Source organism: Vibrio coralliilyticus (genome assembly GCF_024449095.1).
Lineage (GTDB): Bacteria > Pseudomonadota > Gammaproteobacteria > Enterobacterales > Vibrionaceae > Vibrio > Vibrio coralliilyticus_A.
In genome coordinates, this window is the sequence record NZ_CP024627.1 from 1,158,656 (window position 1) to 1,174,784 (window position 16,129).

At 44.2% G+C, this 16,129-nt stretch carries 13 protein-coding genes and 4 tRNA genes; 10 read left to right on the forward strand and 7 right to left on the reverse strand.

The genetic code is table 11. The features are described from left to right. Positions 1 to 4: 4 nt before the first annotated feature. Together CTT30_RS05295 and yeiP are read right to left on the reverse strand one after the other, a co-directional pair. Complete coding sequence (locus tag CTT30_RS05295; protein WP_239836667.1) at positions 5 to 325, reverse strand: HI1450 family dsDNA-mimic protein; 321 nt, start codon at positions 323 to 325, stop codon at positions 5 to 7. Between the two features lie 2 nt (positions 326 to 327). Continuing rightward, positions 328 to 894, reverse strand: coding sequence for an elongation factor P-like protein YeiP (gene yeiP / locus CTT30_RS05300; protein WP_252036236.1), 567 nt, complete (start codon positions 892 to 894; stop codon positions 328 to 330). A gap of 136 nt (positions 895 to 1,030) precedes the next feature. Between yeiP and CTT30_RS05305 the strand changes: the two genes are divergently transcribed. Beyond that, positions 1,031 to 1,798 carry a nucleotidyltransferase domain-containing protein gene (locus tag CTT30_RS05305; RefSeq protein ID WP_252036237.1) on the forward strand — a complete coding sequence of 256 codons (768 nt, stop codon included), beginning with the start codon at positions 1,031 to 1,033 and terminating at the stop codon, positions 1,796 to 1,798. Positions 1,799 to 1,811: 13 nt separating this feature from the next. Here the strand turns inward: CTT30_RS05305 and CTT30_RS05310 are convergent, their stop codons facing one another. The 3 genes from CTT30_RS05310 to CTT30_RS05320 form a co-directional block, all read right to left on the reverse strand. Then, positions 1,812 to 4,175: a DNA polymerase II gene (locus CTT30_RS05310; protein WP_252036238.1), complete on the reverse strand. Its 2,364-nt coding sequence runs from the start codon at positions 4,173 to 4,175 to the stop codon at positions 1,812 to 1,814. Positions 4,176 to 4,248: 73 nt separating this feature from the next. Beyond that, the gene (locus CTT30_RS05315) at positions 4,249 to 6,105 is read right to left on the reverse strand and encodes an Lnb N-terminal periplasmic domain-containing protein (protein WP_252036239.1); all 1,857 of its coding nucleotides are present in this window, start codon (positions 6,103 to 6,105) and stop codon (positions 4,249 to 4,251) included. Positions 6,106 to 6,230: 125 nt separating this feature from the next. Beyond that, entirely contained in the window at positions 6,231 to 6,716 is a 486-nt protein-coding gene (locus tag CTT30_RS05320) for a DUF3015 domain-containing protein (RefSeq protein WP_239836662.1), read from the reverse strand. 345 nt (positions 6,717 to 7,061) lie between these two features. Here CTT30_RS05320 and uvrY point away from each other — a divergent pair, with 345 nt between their 5' ends. From uvrY to CTT30_RS05355, 7 genes are all read left to right on the forward strand, one after another. Next, positions 7,062 to 7,706, forward strand: coding sequence for a UvrY/SirA/GacA family response regulator transcription factor (uvrY, locus tag CTT30_RS05325; RefSeq protein ID WP_239836661.1), 645 nt, complete (start codon positions 7,062 to 7,064; stop codon positions 7,704 to 7,706). Then, complete coding sequence (uvrC, locus tag CTT30_RS05330; protein ID WP_239836660.1) at positions 7,706 to 9,538, forward strand: excinuclease ABC subunit UvrC; 1,833 nt, start codon at positions 7,706 to 7,708, stop codon at positions 9,536 to 9,538. Before uvrY ends, uvrC begins: the two co-directional genes overlap by 1 nt. 78 nt (positions 9,539 to 9,616) lie before the next feature. Then, the gene (gene pgsA / locus CTT30_RS05335) at positions 9,617 to 10,174 is read left to right on the forward strand and encodes a CDP-diacylglycerol--glycerol-3-phosphate 3-phosphatidyltransferase (protein ID WP_239836659.1); all 558 of its coding nucleotides are present in this window, start codon (positions 9,617 to 9,619) and stop codon (positions 10,172 to 10,174) included. Positions 10,175 to 10,404: 230 nt separating this feature from the next. Then, positions 10,405 to 10,478: transfer RNA gene (locus CTT30_RS05340), tRNA-Cys, on the forward strand. Between the two features lie 3 nt (positions 10,479 to 10,481). Beyond that, positions 10,482 to 10,557, forward strand: a tRNA-Gly gene (locus CTT30_RS05345). A 69-nt stretch (positions 10,558 to 10,626) separates the two neighbouring features. Next, positions 10,627 to 10,713, forward strand: a tRNA-Leu gene (locus tag CTT30_RS05350). Between the two features lie 14 nt (positions 10,714 to 10,727). Continuing rightward, positions 10,728 to 10,803, forward strand: a tRNA-Gly gene (locus CTT30_RS05355). A 95-nt stretch (positions 10,804 to 10,898) separates the two neighbouring features. Here CTT30_RS05355 and CTT30_RS05360 read toward each other — a convergent pair. Beyond that, positions 10,899 to 11,939, reverse strand: a complete 1,041-nt coding sequence (locus CTT30_RS05360; protein WP_275666096.1) for an alkene reductase — start codon at positions 11,937 to 11,939, stop codon at positions 10,899 to 10,901. 133 nt (positions 11,940 to 12,072) lie between these two features. On the opposite strand from CTT30_RS05360, the gene CTT30_RS05365 reads away from it, so the two are divergent. Continuing rightward, on the forward strand, positions 12,073 to 12,651 hold the full coding sequence (locus tag CTT30_RS05365; RefSeq protein ID WP_239868296.1) for a TetR/AcrR family transcriptional regulator: 579 nt from the start codon (positions 12,073 to 12,075) through the stop codon (positions 12,649 to 12,651). A 184-nt stretch (positions 12,652 to 12,835) separates the two neighbouring features. Next, on the forward strand, positions 12,836 to 13,918 hold the full coding sequence (serC, locus tag CTT30_RS05370) for a 3-phosphoserine/phosphohydroxythreonine transaminase (protein WP_239875380.1): 1,083 nt from the start codon (positions 12,836 to 12,838) through the stop codon (positions 13,916 to 13,918). 50 nt (positions 13,919 to 13,968) lie between these two features. On the opposite strand, the gene CTT30_RS05375 is transcribed toward serC, so the two are convergent. Further along, positions 13,969 to 15,981 (reverse strand): methyl-accepting chemotaxis protein, encoded by a 2,013-nt coding sequence (locus CTT30_RS05375; protein WP_252036241.1) that lies wholly within the window; start codon positions 15,979 to 15,981, stop codon positions 13,969 to 13,971. Positions 15,982 to 16,129 lie beyond the last annotated feature (148 nt).

Below are 16,129 nucleotides of genomic sequence, written 5' to 3' on the forward strand. Positions count from 1 at the left end.
GTTCTTAATCTCTTTTCCATAGAATGTGGCAGAATTTGTGTTCTGGATCTCGGCTCACTAACAAACGAGCAAACACTTCATCTAACACATCATTCTCTTCATTGACTAGGCCTATACGTACTTCAGCGTAGGTTTCTTTGTTGACTTCAAAACCTACGTGGCCCGCCCAATCGTCGCCAGTTTCAACCAGTTCAGCTGCACCACGGTCATCAAACTGAGCGGTGAATATGATCACATCTGCCGCTTCTAGATTATCCGCAGCCATCTCTAGGAAGATGTCGTAAGCCGTCTCAATGGCGTCATCATAAGAGATAAGTTCAGACATAATTAGGCTCGACTCATGTATTTGCGTTCAGTTGTGTTGACCACAATGCGATCACCTGTTGCTATGTACTCCGGTACTTGAACCGTAAGGCCTGTTGCAAAACGTGCAGGTTTTGTGCGGGCAGAGGCTGATGCGCCTTTGATTGATGGATCGGTTTCCTCAATAACAAGCTCTACGGAAGCAGGAAGCTCTAAACCAACAGCGTTGCCATCGACCACAATAACGTGTAGCCCCTGAATTTCTTCAGTAACGAACATGAGCTCTTCTTCGATCTCTTCTTTCTTGAAAGTGTACTGCGTGTAGTCTTCGTTATCCATGAAGATGTATTCGTCGCCATCGACGTACGAGAAAGCCACAGCACGTTTAAACATGTCCACGGTCTCAACCACGTCGTCCGATTTAAAACGTTCGTCAACTCGTGCGCCAGTGGAAAGGTCAGTACAACGCAGTTTGTAGATTTTTGCGCCGCCACGTCCACCTGGTGTGGTAACTTCGATATCTTTGATCAGGAGAGTTTTACCATTAGATTCAATCGCAAAACCTTTTTTAAGCTCACTTGCCCTTGGCATAAAAGTGTTTCCTTAGTGTGGAATGGAATTGTCGTATTATATACATAGAGTTTAGGGTAAGGAATATCTTGATTCGTGTAAGCGTGTAGGCGAACATTAAGATATCGAAAGTCTAACAATTATTGCTATCAATTTAATGCTTCTTTCCGTTATCGATCCTAAGCAACCTTTTCAAGAAAGGTACCAACCTGCCATCAATGATCTTATTGCTTTTCTAAGAGGAGGATTAGGCGATAATTTACACAGCGTATATATCTATGGAAGCGTGGCTCGCAAACGAGCGAAGCCACATCGTTCGAATCTTGATGTACTAGTCGTTACGCATGAGAGCTTTAGTGATATCAGAACAACGCTCTTCAACTCGATAAAGTGGCGATTTCAGAAATCTTACCCTTTCATCACTGAGGTCTCTTTAAAAAATACACTCGCGAAAGAAGTAGCAAGTTTAGAGAGTATTTTTTCTTGGGGTTTCCAGCTACGCCACTGTTCTGTTTGTATTTATGGTGAAGACTTATCTGAATGTTTTGGCGACTATGAGCCGAGCTGGGAAATTGCTAAACATTGGAACATGGATGTGGAAGATTGGGTTGCTGTTTATCGTAATCGTATTGCTCGCTCTGCAACACCAGAAGAGCAGTCTAAAGCTCAGCAAATTATTGCTAAGAAGCTGCTACGTGCGAGTTATTCATTGGTTATGTACAAAGACAAAAATTGGTTTGACGATCCTGTCGAGTGTGGTCAGAACTTTCTGCGCTATTATCCAGAAAAAAAGGTCGAGATAGAGCGCTTGGGGATTTTGCTCACTGGCCGAGTGATCGCAAAACGCTCTGTCATAGGTATTCTTGATGGCTTCGGTGAGTGGTTGGCGAAGCAGTACAAAAAAACCGAATTTAAGATAGGGTAAGAGCTCGGCTGGTTCAGAATAAACCTAGCTGCGGTTCGCTGAGTGTCGCAAAGTCGATGCCAATAAAAGGTAGGATAGCTTCGGCTACGGGTTTGAGTTGTTTATCAATGTAATGTTGATAATCGATAGTACTCTTAAGGTACTCTTTGGGTTCTGGACCAAATATCGTGATCAAGTATTCTATTCGCCCTTTATTTTGGTATTGCAAAGGACGGCCTAACTGAGCATTAATTTCGTCGGCTAATCGAGCGGCACGTACTTGTGGAGGCACATTTTTCTGGTATTCGTATAGTTTTCGACGTAAGCGCTTTTGATAAACTAATTCTTCATCAAACTGACCTGCCATGGTCTTCTCAACCAAACCTCGAATGTAACTGGAAGGGTCTTCACCGTGAAAAACTAGACTGTACAAGTCTTGCTGGAAGCGTTGAGCGAGCGGTGTCCAATCGGTACGTGCACTTTCCAGACCTTTAAAGACAATTTTCTCTTCTATACCTTGACCTATTAGGCCTGCATAACGCTTTTTAGATCCAGTTTCTTGGCCGCGAATGGTTGGCATCAAAAATTTTTTATAATGAGTCTCATATTCTAGCTCTAAGATAGAAGTGAGGTTGTATTCGTTTTTTAGGTGAGCAGTCCACCAAGCATTAATGTGTTCAACAAGCTGGTGCCCAACCTCATCGGCTTCGCTTTGCGAGAATTTTCCGTTTAGTGATACAAAGGTTGAGTCAGTATCCCCATAGATCACCTGATAGCCTTTCTCCTCAATCAGTTTCTTGGTTTGCTTCATGATTTCATGCCCACGCATGGTGATGCTTGATGCTAGGCGAGTATCAAAGAAGCGGCAACCGGAAGAGCCCAATACGCCATAGAAGGAGTTCATGATGATTTTAATCGCTTGTGAGAAGGCTTTTTCATTGTTTTTCTTAGCAACATCACGGGCAGCCCATAAGTGTTCGATCATCTCAGGCAGAAAATGTTTGTGACGATGAAACTGACCCCCGCGAAATCCTGCTACAGCCTGATTTTCACCTTTACCTACTTCCAATTTAAGGCCTTCTATTAAGCCCATGGGATCGATGAGAAATGAACGGATAATCGATGGATAAAGGCTCTTAAAATCCAGCACAAGTACCGAGTCATAAAGATTGGGAATCGAATCCATTACGTATCCCCCAGGGCTTGCCAACCAGTTCTCAGGTTGGAGATTAGGAGCAACGTAGCCGGCACGGTGAATTTGTGGCAAATAGAGATTGGTGAATGCAGCGACTGAGCCACCGACGCGATCTAACTCAACACCAGTGAGCTTGGAACGTTCAATGGCAAATTCGAGTAGGTGAGTGTGGGCAAAAATCTTGTTAACTAAAACACAATCTTGCAGGTTGTACTTGGCCAGTGACGGTTTGTCCTTTTTGAACATATGGTTGATTTCTGCCATTCGGTCATGGACGTTGTGAATTTGCTTCCCTTCGCCGAGCAGCTCCTGTGACACTGACTCCAATGACCAACTGCGAAAATGGTAGGTTGCCGTTTTCAGAGTATCAATGCCGTCCATCACCACACGTCCTGGGATAGAAATAAAGGCTTGCTGTGTGCTATTTGAGGTACGGAAAAAGCTCGCTTGGTTGGCTCGCCCAATGGTTAATCGAACTTTGTTCCATTCAGCTCTTTTATGTAGGAGTCGAAAGTCAAAATCGATGACATTCCAACCTACGATGACATCGGGGTCAAATTGCCTAAACCACGAGATCAATGAGAGGAGTAATTGCTTTTCATCTTTGACCCACTCGATCTCCGTTTCTGCCTCTTGTGGTTCTCCAATCATGATGACACGGCTGTCCATTGGACTATCTAAACCGATAGAGTAGAGAAGCCCCTTTTCTGAGCATTCGATGTCAAGTGAAACGACCTTTAACTGAGGGGTATAACTACCTTGGCGGCATTTCACATTGGCAACTTGAGTATAACCGTTTCTCTTTTGTGGCTGACCAGTAAACTCAACGCTGCCTTGAACAAAGCGTTCCATGAGATAGCGATCCGCCAGGCGTATATCATCCTCTAGGACGAGGATTTCTTGGTGCTTGAGCTTTTGACTCAGTAGTTGTGAGTCTTTAATCGTTGAACAGTAACAAGCAGCCAGCTTGGTGCCATCGAAGCTTTCAAGAGAGAGAGGCTTAACTTCGGCATCAACGGATAATTGCTTCATCAAGGAGAGACTTGTTGTTATATCCGCTTGAGGAATAAAGAAAACAGGTTTTTCACCTATGATCACAAGCCTAGTCGGGCCGCTATCAGTCGAGAGCCACAAATCAATTTGCGTTTTACCAGAAATATCTCTGGCTTGTCGAGTAAGGAGAAAACCGTGTTGGACTGCCATGAAACTGCTCTAAAAGAAAACCAAGCAACGGATGAAGCTTGGTTTCACTAGCTTAGCATAAGCAGGCGTGCTCTTAATAATAGATAAAGCCTGTCACCTTGGCACCAATATTCTCAGACTGCCAACTTTGGTAACTCAATTGTGTCCGCACGGCAAAATTACGGTTAAAGCTCCAGTTCCAGCTGGCATCAATCTCAACATGACTGTCATCCTGAGAGTCGATTAGCGCCATGTATTGAGTTTGTAATCCGATTCTGTGGTGACGGCCTGCTTGGTAAATGGCGCCCATCTCTAAACCTAGCCCCGGGATCGCATCATATTGAGTCAGAGTGCCGCCACTTACCGCACCTGATAAGAGCGAGTATACGTGGAGTTTATCCGAAGAGCCCCAAGCTTTACCAAATCCACCTTGACCAAACCATCTTCCAGCCAATTCATCGGACATAGGCTGCCTATCAAAGCCTGTACGAATGTTCCAAGCCCAACTATCGAACACCCTATTGCTGGGTGCGAGCGCCATTGTGTCGATAAAGTAAAATCTATCGAGTCGAGAAGTGCCTTGCTGGTCGACACTCACTTGCGTATCTAGGAAGTTGATTTGGGCTCCGGGTATAAAGCCGTCCTGAGAATCAAGCAAATCGTGATACGCTGCTCTCCATTCAATAGTGGCTTGATTATTGTGTTCATCCCAGTATTGGTAGCTCAATCCGATTCGAGCGGATGCATGTCCTTTTTCCGGTGGGACTTCAGGTTGCGGAACAGGAGTAAATGGAGACTCTACTTTTATTCTACTACGCAGATAAAGTAGCTTGGTTAGCCTTTTGGCTGTCGGATCGCGCTCTAAACCAGAATCGTATAGTTGGAAGTTAAGCCATTCGTAAGCGAGTTCTAGGATTGCTGCTCGCTCTTGAACTGAGAACTCGCTTTCACTTGGGTATTCACCTTGTATGGCTCTTTGCGCCGCCTCGAAGATCTCCTTGTTGGCTTCATTAGCTTGGTGTAATAATCGGGTTCCAAACGCTTCTCGGTAATGAGGTTCTGCCAACAATCCATTTTCAGCCAAGGCATACACAGTGTCTGATGGGATTGCTTGGATTGGAAAGCCTTCAATTAATCGTAAGTCGTCTCGGGCGACATCCAATAGTGAAAGAAGCTGGTAAGAGCAGTTTTCATCTAGGAAATAGTAATCAAACTCTGCCCGCTGCATTTCCCATAAGTGGAGCAAAACGCGATTGACTTCCTCTTCAGTGAGGTTGAGTTTGTATTCCCAGATATCTCTAGATTCGATGTCATTATATTCTCGAACTTTTCGATAGTATGGCATCACGGTATAACGACCGGGGTAGCTACCGAACAACCCTTTGAGCGCAAATAAGGCGGGGTTGTCGTCGGTTTCTGGTTCCGCAGCAAAATTAATGGCAAACGCGACTAATTCTTTGTGTCTCGTTTGGTCTTTGGAATCGACACGCAGCAGAGTGTGTCCAAACATAGAAGAAGGGTTATTCATAAACGCTGTGGGAAAAACCAGCGTAAGGCCTGCAGGGTCAATCACTTGGCTCCAAGTTTCTAGCTCTGGACAATTGAGTTTTGCCTGGCGGCCTTGTTGTTGCTCCAACCAGTGATAACGCGCAGGGTATTGGCATTGAGTCTCTACAGCGAGTTGTTTGTCTTCGGAGTACAGCCGACTGATAGTTGCTTCCAGTTCTGCTTTAGGGGAGTATTTTCCCTCTTTCGCAAGAAAAAACTCACTTTTATCAACAGTACTTTCGTAACCAGATAGAAACGTCGGCAAATAGTGGCCGAGTTTGAGCCAATAGGAGTGCTTTGAAAGTTGATCGACATCGAACTCACTAGCCATTAACGTCGAAGGTAATAAAAGGCTTAAGCTTAAGCCGCACAACAAAGAGGTTTTCAGCACAGGTGACTTCATCTAATACACAGTCTTACGGTTTGGTTGAGTTTCTTACTTTCTGCGTCAAGACACAACGAATAATAGGAAGGCTTGAGAGTGATGTTAAAAAGGTGCCTAGGAAGGCACCTTTTAGGGGGTATAACTTAAATAGCGTAACCTGCTAGTTGTGCGTTATCGGCAACAACATTGTTTAGGTTTACAAATACTTCTTGAGAAGTGACATTTTCAGATTTGAAAACTTGGGCAAAGTTTTCTTGAGCTAGAGTATTGAATGTTGCTTTGTCCGCTTCATTGATACCCCAAACTTCAGAAAGAGTTGCAAGAGTTTCGCCTTCGCCTTTAGCGATGTCACGTGCTAGGTTATCCATATTTCCATCAATAAACATGGCTAGTTTTTCAGATGAAGAAATAGTGCCAGTACCGTCACAACCTAAAGTACCGAAAGTGATACCAAAAGTTTGGTTACCAGAAGTGCCGTTCGTTGTCGCCGCTAGAATTTTAGAAACCTTACCTGATTGACCGTCAAATACCATAGTACCCAAACCACAACCTACATCGTTATCAGCCAGTGCAAAGTTAGACATTGGAAGAGTTGTTGCTAGGGCTGCCACTGCTAGAAGCTTTTTCATAATATATCCTTATAAGATATCATTTAAAGTGTATTTATTTTGTGCAATTGTATGTATGCACTATGTATTAATAAGTGAAATTAGATTCATTTTCAATGGTAAGCCTTGTGTTGTGTGGCTATATGCAGATTTCTGAATCATAACCGCAGTGTATGGCTTAAATTATTGATTGTAATGTCATTAGTGTACTAAGCGGCAGATGTGAAAATAAGTACTTGCTAAAGTTTGCGTTTGGGCACATATTCAGAGTAAGCAAAAAACGAAATTTGAGTTAAAATAGGCTGCTATGCTGTCATCTGCTTCAGAGTAGATACAGAGCCAATCAAGAAGTGTGGAGATACAAGTTTGATAAGTGTTTTCCTTGTAGATGATCACGAGCTGGTTCGCACAGGGATACGACGTATTATTGAAGACGTCCGTGGAATGAACGTAGCAGGGGAAGCTGAAAGCGGTGAAGATGCAGCAAAATGGTGTCGAGGCAACCATGCCGATGTCATTTTGATGGATATGAATATGCCGGGTATTGGTGGCTTAGAGGCAACCAAAAAAATACTGCGTTTCAATCCTGATGTGAAAATCATTGTTTTAACTGTTCATACGGAAAATCCGTTTCCAACTAAAGTGATGCAAGCAGGTGCCGCTGGCTACCTGACTAAAGGGGCGGGACCAGATGAAATGGTCAACGCCATTCGTGTCGTTAATAGCGGCCAACGTTATATCTCACCTGAAATTGCTCAACAGATGGCGCTTAGCCAATTCTCTCCAGCATCGGAAAACCCTTTTGCCGATCTGTCTGAGCGTGAGTTACAGATCATGATGATGATCACCAAAGGGCAGAAAGTGACGGATATTTCAGAGCAGCTAAACCTGAGTCCGAAAACCGTCAACAGCTACCGTTATCGCCTGTTCAACAAGCTGGACATAAGCGGTGATGTCGAGCTGACCCACCTTGCTATCCGTCATGGAATGTTAGATACCGAGACATTGTAGTGAATGCCACATTTGACTCGGCTTCCTTTCTTAAAACAGTGACCAATCAGCCCGGCGTTTACAGAATGTATAACGCTGAGGCTGTAGTGATCTATGTTGGTAAAGCCAAAGATCTCAAAAAGCGTCTTTCTAGCTACTTTCGCAAGAAGGTAGATAGTGAAAAAACACGTGCATTAGTCAGTAATATTAACAAGATTGATGTCACGGTCACGCACAGTGAAACAGAAGCGCTGATCCTAGAACATAATTACATTAAGCAGTACTTACCCAAGTACAACGTGTTACTGCGTGATGATAAATCATATCCTTACATCTTTGTCAGCGGGCATAAGCACCCTAGATTATCGATGCACCGTGGGGCTAAAAAGCGGAAAGGTGAGTATTTTGGGCCTTACCCTGATTCTGGAGCAGTAAGAGAAACGCTACATCTTATTCAGAAAATCTTTCCTGTTAGACAGTGTGAAGATACGGTGTACAGTAATCGGACACGCCCATGTTTGATGTACCAGATTGGCCGATGTGCAGGCCCTTGTGTTAGCAGCATTATTTCTGATCAAGACTACGCTGAGTTAGTTGGGTTTGTGCGTTTATTCCTGCAAGGAAAAGATCAGCAAGTATTGACGACCCTGGTTGAGAAAATGGAGCTTGCCAGTCGTAGCCTTAAGTTTGAAGAGGCGGCGAAATTTAGAGACCAAATCCAAGCCATACGTCGCATTCAGGAACAGCAATTTGTATCTGAAGACTCTCAAGACGATATGGATGTACTGGGTTTTGCTCAAGAAAATGGTATCGCTTGTATTCATATCCTTATGATCCGTCAAGGTAAGATCTTAGGCAGTCGAAGTCACTTTCCTAAAATTCCTAATGACACTACTCAGGAAGAGGTTTTCTATAGTTTTTTGAGTCAGTATTACCTGAGTCACAACGAAGCTCGAACCATTCCTACACGAATCATCCTTAACTCTGGGTTGATGACGGAGTTACAATCACTGCAAGATGCATTAGGGGACATTGCAGGGAGAAAAGTTCACTTCCACGTAAACCCGACGGGCACTCGAGGTCGCTATCTTAAATTGTCGAATACCAACGCGCTGACAGCAATTACGACTAAGATCAATCACAAAATGACCATCTCGCAACGCTTTAAAGAGCTACGAGAAGTGTTGGGGATGGACAACATCTCACGGATGGAATGTTTTGATATTTCGCATACGATGGGGGAAAGCACTATCGCTTCATGTGTAGTGTTTAATCATGAAGGCCCTGTCAAACAAGAATACCGCCGCTACAATATCACGGGAATCACAGGTGGTGACGACTATGCTGCGATGGGGCAAGCTTTAGAGCGGCGCTACTCGAAGCAATTGGATGTCGAGAAAATCCCTGACATTGTATTTATTGATGGTGGCAAAGGGCAGCTTAACCGAGCGCTTGAAATTATCTCTCAATATTGGGGAGATTGGCCTAAGCGACCACGCTTGATTGGCATTGCAAAAGGTGTGACCCGTAAGCCGGGGCTGGAAACTTTAATTAGCTCAGATGGTGAAGAATTCAATCTACCCAGTGATGCGCCTGCCTTGCACTTAATGCAACATATCCGTGATGAAAGCCACAACCATGCGATTGCTGGGCACAGGGCTAAGCGCGGTAAAACTCGGCGAACCAGTGCACTCGAAGGTATTGAAGGGATAGGGCCTAAGCGTCGTCAAGCCTTGCTCAAATACATGGGAGGTTTACAGGAACTGCAGCGTGCGAGCGTTGAAGAAATCGCCAAAGTTCCTGGGATTAGTGTTTCTTTGGCAGAAAACATTTATCAAGCATTGAAACAATAGGAAAAATCCCGCACCATAAGAGCCCTGTTTTTCAGCAGTAAACAGAGCAATACGCAAACGATAAGAGCCTCAATAAATATGCGTTTAAATATCCCTAACATTTTATCTTTACTACGACTTTTCCTTATCCCTGTATTTGTCGTAGTTTTCTATTTACCTTATGGCTGGGCTCCGTTTGCTGCTGCGATGGTGTTCTGGGTGGCAGGCTTTACAGACTGGCTAGACGGAATGTTAGCTCGAAAGTTGGGTCAAACTTCCCGTTTCGGCGCTTTTATCGACCCTGTTGCGGATAAAGTTCTCGTGGCGACGGCTCTTATTCTTATCACTGAACATTATCACTCTATTTGGGTGACGATCCCTGCTGTAACTATGATCGCTCGCGAGATCATTATTTCCGCGTTACGAGAATGGATGGCAGAGATCGGTAAACGCGCGAGTGTGGCTGTATCTTGGGTCGGTAAAGTGAAGACGCTTAGCCAGATGTTTGCTTTGTGGGTACTTATCTGGCGTTATGATGATTGGATGGTTTGGCTGGGGTATGTGGCTTTGTATATAGCAACAGTGCTTACCTATTGGTCGATGGCGCAGTATCTTATGGCTGCGAAAGACGATCTACTTAATGAAGAACATCACTAAAGAAGCGGGCGGTTGCCCGTTTTTTTATGCCTACAATTTACTTTGTTTAAGCTAACTTAGTCAAAATCAAAAGAATTTTGGCAGTAAATTAATCAAATTGACTGCTTTTGACTGTTAATTAGACAAACGATTCAAAAAATTAAAAATAGTGTTGACTCATTAGTTCGAATCCGTAGAATGCATCCCGTACCCAAGAGGAACGCAGAAAAGCATCCAATTGGAGTTACGAAGGCGCGTTGGCAGAGTGGCTATGCAGCGGATTGCAAATCCGTGGACCTCGGTTCGACTCCGGGACGCGCCTCCATTTGCGACACTAGCTCAGTTGGTAGAGCGCAACCTTGCCAAGGTTGAGGTCACGAGTTCGAACCTCGTGTGTCGCTCCAAATTTCAGGATAGCGCTGAGAATGTAGCGATATCCAAGATGGTGTCTCCATCACAAATTAGATTTGTGTGCCCTGGTGGTGGAATTGGTAGACACAAGGGATTTAAAATCCCTCGGCGTTCGCGCTGTGCCGGTTCAAGTCCGGCCCGGGGCACCATCTAACGCATTTATGCGACACTAGCTCAGTTGGTAGAGCGCAACCTTGCCAAGGTTGAGGTCACGAGTTCGAACCTCGTGTGTCGCTCCAAGTTAAGAAAGCCCTGACCTAAGGTCAGGGCTTTTTTGATTATGGCGTACATAATCAAAATCAGCAGCGAAAGCTGCCGATCTCTAGTCATGGGCTCAAACTAGTTGCGCCAACATTTCTTCAGAGTAGTCAGTTAGATCAGAGCCGGATTTTACTTTCTCTACATAATCTGGGTTTGCGATCAATGGCCGACCGATTGCCAGTAAATCGAATTTCCCAGCTTCAAGGGCAGCACTACCTGTCTCTGGTGTAAAGCCACCAACCCCCATTAACGTCTTACTATAATGAGAGCGCATATACTCAGATACTGTGCCGCCTAAATAATCAAATGTCATACTGTCATCAAAAATGCCAACGTGAAGGTAGCTCAAGTCTCGACTTTCTAGTGCTTGAAGTAAGTAATCAAACACCAATCGATCACGATTGTCGGCTTCCATGTTGAAGTAAGCGCCAGGAGAGAGCCGCAGTGCGGTTCTATTTTTACCAATGGCATCAACGACAGCGTCTACGACTTGTAGGGGGAAACGTGCCATATTTTCTGCCGAACCGCCAAACTCATCGTCACGAGTGTTGCTTGAATAATGAAGAAATTGATCAATTAGATAGCCATTTGCACCATGGATTTCAACGCCATCAAAGCCCGCCTCTAATGCATTGATGGCCGCTTGGCGGTAATCTTCAACCAACTCTTCAATTTCTTCGCGAGAGGCAGGTTTAGGAATGGTGTATGTCAGCTCACGCATGCGCGGTACACTTCCTTCAACGCCTATGGCAGAGGGCGCTAAAACGAATTCACCGTTGAAAAAGTGTGGGTGAGCAACGCGACCGGTGTGCCACAGCTGAACAAATATTTTCCCTCCTTTGGCATGAACAGCATCTGTCACTTTTCGCCATCCTGCTATTTGTTTCTGACTGTAGATACCCGGGGTGTTAGGGTAGCCTTGTCCATCTGGGCGAATGATGGTTGCTTCGCTGATAATAAGTCCAGTGTCTGCACGACGGGCATAATAATCTACCATTTGTTGAGTTGGTACTAAGTGATTGTCTGCCATGCAGCGGGTCAGTGGAGCCATCACAATTCGATTGTTTAGCGTAATAGTGTCGTTTAGTGCTATTGGCTCAAATAGGTTGTTCATGATGTTCCCTTGTATGATTTCTTGAATGCCCATTCAAGTTATTCTAATTTGAACCTGCGTTCAACTACTTTTTGAATGATTGTTCAAAATAAAGTAGAATCAACACATATTGATGATTGAGATAAGAGAGCCGATGCGCAGCGCTGAATTTGATCGAAAAGACGTCCTACGTTCTGCTATGGATGCATTTGTGACTAAGGGTTACGCTAAAACCAGTATGCAAGATCTAAAAGCCGTAACCGGGTTGCACCCGGGGTCGATCTACTGTGCTTTTGAAAATAAACGAGGCTTGCTAATCGCAGCTCTAGAGCAATACCGTGACGATAAAAAACGAGACTTTCAAACTCTTTTTGAATCTCAGACCAGTGTTATGGCTGGTTTTGAGATGTACTTAAATTGGGTGCTTGAAGAGTGTGAAACAGAGGAGATCAAAGACTGTTTACTGCAGAAATCACTCAGCGAAATGGCACAGCAAGATGATGAAGTAGAGCGTTTAATCAGTATGATGCTACAAGATTGGCATCAGTCGATTGAAGATAAAATTGCTTTAGCACAGCAAGCAGGAGAAGCTAGCCTGCATAAGTCAGCGACCCAATTGGCTCAATTTTTAGTTATGGGTATTTATGGGATCCGTACTCTGTCTCATACACAGCCCAAGCCAGGTGTACTGCGTGAATTGAAAGATGAATTGTTGGACTACATTAAAGCCTAATTGGGTTGCGATTACCCTCTTCAATGAGTGATAACATCGACTTTCATCATGGTGGGATACTCAATTTTCTGCACTTCTACTTAAACAAAGGCCTGAAAGGCTCCTTTTCTTGCTTTTTATACTTGGAAAAACATGCTATTAATCCTGTTAATTTCTTATTGAAGTATGAGCAAGGAACCTCGAAATGGACAATGTTTATAACTTTAGTGCTGGGCCTGCTGGTCTACCTAGAGCTGTAATGGAAAAAGCACAAGCTGAATTCGTTGAATGGAATGGACTTGGCACCTCTGTGATGGAAATTAGTCATAGAAGTAAAGAATTCATTAAGGTAGCAGAAGAAGCAGAGCAAGATCTACGCGACCTACTGAATGTCCCTGACAATTATAAAGTCTTATTCTGTCAAGGTGGGGCTCGTGCTCAGTTTGCAGCGGTTCCTCTGAACCTTTTAGGGAGTGCTAAGAAAGCGACGTATATCAATGCAGGTTACTGGGCGGAAAGTGCGATCAAAGAAGCAGAAAAATACTGTGAAGTTGATGTTTTTAATGCCAAAACGACAAAAGATGGCAAACTAACGGTTACAGACCCTATTGAATGGCAAATTGACCCTCAATCAGCTTATGTGCACTTTTGTCCAAACGAGACGATCGATGGTATTGAAATCTCAGATTTGCCAAAGACCGACAAACCTATCGTTGCAGATATGTCATCTAACATATTGTCACGAGAAATAGATGTTTCTCAATATGGTGTTATTTATGCCGGTGCGCAAAAGAACATTGGTCCGGCAGGGATTTGTATTGCCATAGTTCGCGATGACTTACTCGATCTTGCCCACGATCTTTTACCAAGTTTTATCAGTTATAAAATTTTAGCTGAAAAAGATTCAATGTTTAATACGCCCCCAACTTTCGCATGGTATCTGTCAGGCTTGGTGTTCAAATGGCTGAAAGAACAGGGTGGTGTCGCAGCGATGGAGCAGGTTAACCGTGAGAAAGCCGCGATCTTGTACAATTACATTGATAGTTCGGATTTTTATAAAAATGATGTCCATGCTCAGAACCGCTCCCGAATGAATGTACCTTTTCAGTTAGCAAAACCAGAATTAGACAGCATGTTCTTAGAGCTGGCCGCGGAAAAAGGCCTTGTTTCGTTGAAAGGCCACCGTGCAGTGGGAGGTATGCGTGCTTCGATTTATAACGCGATGCCCGTTGAAGGGGTTAAAGCGCTGGTTGAGTTTATGAAAGAGTTTGAAGCAGAGAACGCTTAACTCATAAATAGACAAAGGCTTAGCCACAATGGCTAAGCCTTTTTTATGGCTTAAAGCCGGAATCTCGCCACGACTTGCTCTAGCTCTTCGACTTTTCTATACAGCTGACTAACGGCCTGCTCACCATCTTGAGTCGTCCGAACGGAATTACCTGCAATTTGGCTAATGGCGTTGATATCACGTGATATTTCTTGCGCAGCGGTGGCTTGTTCATTACCTGCTGTGGCAATCATATCGATCATTTGATTGACATCTTGGGCTCTCGAAACAATTTGTGTCAGAGCATCACCCGCAGAGTTCGATAAAGTAACTCCCTCAGCGACCAGTTGAGTGCCTTCACTCATTCTAGAGACTGCCTGGCGGGTCTCATTCTGAATGGAAGAAATCAAACCACCTACTTCTTCGGTTGCTTTCGAGGTTCTTTCCGCGAGCCCTCGGACCTCATCAGCGACGACGGCGAATCCCCGGCCTAACTCACCTGCACGAGCTGCCTCTATCGCAGCGTTTAGTGCCAGCAAATTGGTTTGTTCAGCAATATCGTTGATCACTTGGATCACATTGCCAATCTCTTCTCCTCGCTTGCCTAGACTATCGATCGTCTCCGCAGTTTCATTCACGACTTCCGAAATACGGTTCATACCGTGAACGGTTTCTTGCATTAGTTTTCCGCCACTGGTGGCTTCTTCTCCCGCTTGCCTAGAACTTTCAGCCGCATCGCTACTTTGATCGGCAACTTGATTAACTGTCACCGTCATTTCTTCAACGGCACTGGCGATTAATGTCGCTTTGTCTGCTTGCTCTTTAATACCTAAAGCAACCTGTTTGCTTGTGTCATCTACCATCTGAGTGTTGCTGGCCACTTCGGAGGCGACATTGGTGATGTTGGAAAGCACACGTCTGAGAGATTGTTGCATAGCATCAATAGCACGAGCGAGTTCGCCCAGTTCATCCTTGTTGGTTTCGTTGATGGGTGGTTCTGACAAATCGCCATCGGCAATAGATTTCGCTTTGGCGGCAATCACATCCAGTCTCTGACGTATGATGTTCGAAAGCCCCCAAGCGACAACAATGCCGACGACTAATACCACAATGACATTGACGGTTAGCCAGAAGATAATTGTCGACATATTGTCATTCAATTCTGCGAGAGCTTGTATAGAGTCACTGGTTTCTTCAGTGGCTGAGGTGTTAAGTACTTTTTCGAGTGGTAGGATAATAGATTGTTTTAGTTCCCTTACCAATTGATTTGCAGACATTTTTCCTGATGGATCATAGCCTTCAAATACTTCCTGAGCGGTACGGATAATGTCGTAGTAATATTGTTCTACATCATCGATTTGGCTTGCAGCTTGTGGGTCTGGTTCCAGAGGGCGAAGCTTATCAAGATAGCCAGCAAAGGAGCCAGCATCATCATTAAATGTCTCACGAGCAGTCGGATCACCCATGATATAAGCATTGAGAGTTGCAATCATATCGCCTGCTTCGTCAACGAGCTCAAGGTAATAGCGAATACTCGGCAAATCTTGATTGAGAGAGCGGTTAAGATTGGTACTACTGTAGGCTTCGGTAAAGCGTTTTTCAGCCAATTGATTGAGTAAATCTTCCAGTGGAGCCCCTACATTTTTGGTTAATTGGTTTATTTTTTGAATGGCTTGTTGCTCGTCGGCGGGGTTGTATTTGGTGAAAACACCTTGCTTCACTTGATCTATGTATTGGTTAGCCAGTCCTATGATACGGTCCATTTTTTTGACGTCAGACGCTTTCGCTGACTCTAGAGAGCGGAGTCGAGAGTAGTGTTGCTGAAACTCGCTGGCATTCACTTCAAATGCGTTACGCTGACCAGCATCTCCATTAAGATATTCCAGAGCGTTGGTTTGAAGATCACCTATCTCATCCAAGACGTTGAAATACGCAAGTACACCGGGAACATCATCTGATTCTATATCTTCTGAAATAGTGGCGGATTTATTGACTAGAGACCAGACGACGAAAGCTAATATTAGGGTCGTAATGATGATAATTGAAAAGCCCATGTAGAGGGCATGGGACAGACGAACATTCATCTATATCTCTCCATCGGGAGTTGGATTCCAATGAACTAAGTATGGAGCTTATGACTTAAGGTGCAAAAATAATTGACAAATTCGGTGATAATTATCGGCATGATGTTGATTGGTTGTCATAAAAAATCGCAGCCTAAGCTGCGATTTT

Coding starts and splice junctions, on each gene's coding strand:
- CTT30_RS05295 (WP_239836667.1), bottom strand. CDS start 325: ATGTCTGAACTTATCTCTTATGATGACGCCATTGAGACGGCTTACGAC.
- yeiP (WP_252036236.1), bottom strand. CDS start 894: ATGCCAAGGGCAAGTGAGCTTAAAAAAGGTTTTGCGATTGAATCTAAT.
- CTT30_RS05305 (WP_252036237.1), top strand. CDS start 1,031: ATGCTTCTTTCCGTTATCGATCCTAAGCAACCTTTTCAAGAAAGGTAC.
- CTT30_RS05310 (WP_252036238.1), bottom strand. CDS start 4,175: ATGGCAGTCCAACACGGTTTTCTCCTTACTCGACAAGCCAGAGATATT.
- CTT30_RS05315 (WP_252036239.1), bottom strand. CDS start 6,105: ATGAAGTCACCTGTGCTGAAAACCTCTTTGTTGTGCGGCTTAAGCTTA.
- CTT30_RS05320 (WP_239836662.1), bottom strand. CDS start 6,716: ATGAAAAAGCTTCTAGCAGTGGCAGCCCTAGCAACAACTCTTCCAATG.
- pgsA (WP_239836659.1), top strand. CDS start 9,617: ATGCGTTTAAATATCCCTAACATTTTATCTTTACTACGACTTTTCCTT.
- CTT30_RS05360 (WP_275666096.1), bottom strand. CDS start 11,939: ATGAACAACCTATTTGAGCCAATAGCACTAAACGACACTATTACGCTA.
- CTT30_RS05365 (WP_239868296.1), top strand. CDS start 12,073: ATGCGCAGCGCTGAATTTGATCGAAAAGACGTCCTACGTTCTGCTATG.
- serC (WP_239875380.1), top strand. CDS start 12,836: ATGGACAATGTTTATAACTTTAGTGCTGGGCCTGCTGGTCTACCTAGA.
- CTT30_RS05375 (WP_252036241.1), bottom strand. CDS start 15,981: ATGAATGTTCGTCTGTCCCATGCCCTCTACATGGGCTTTTCAATTATC.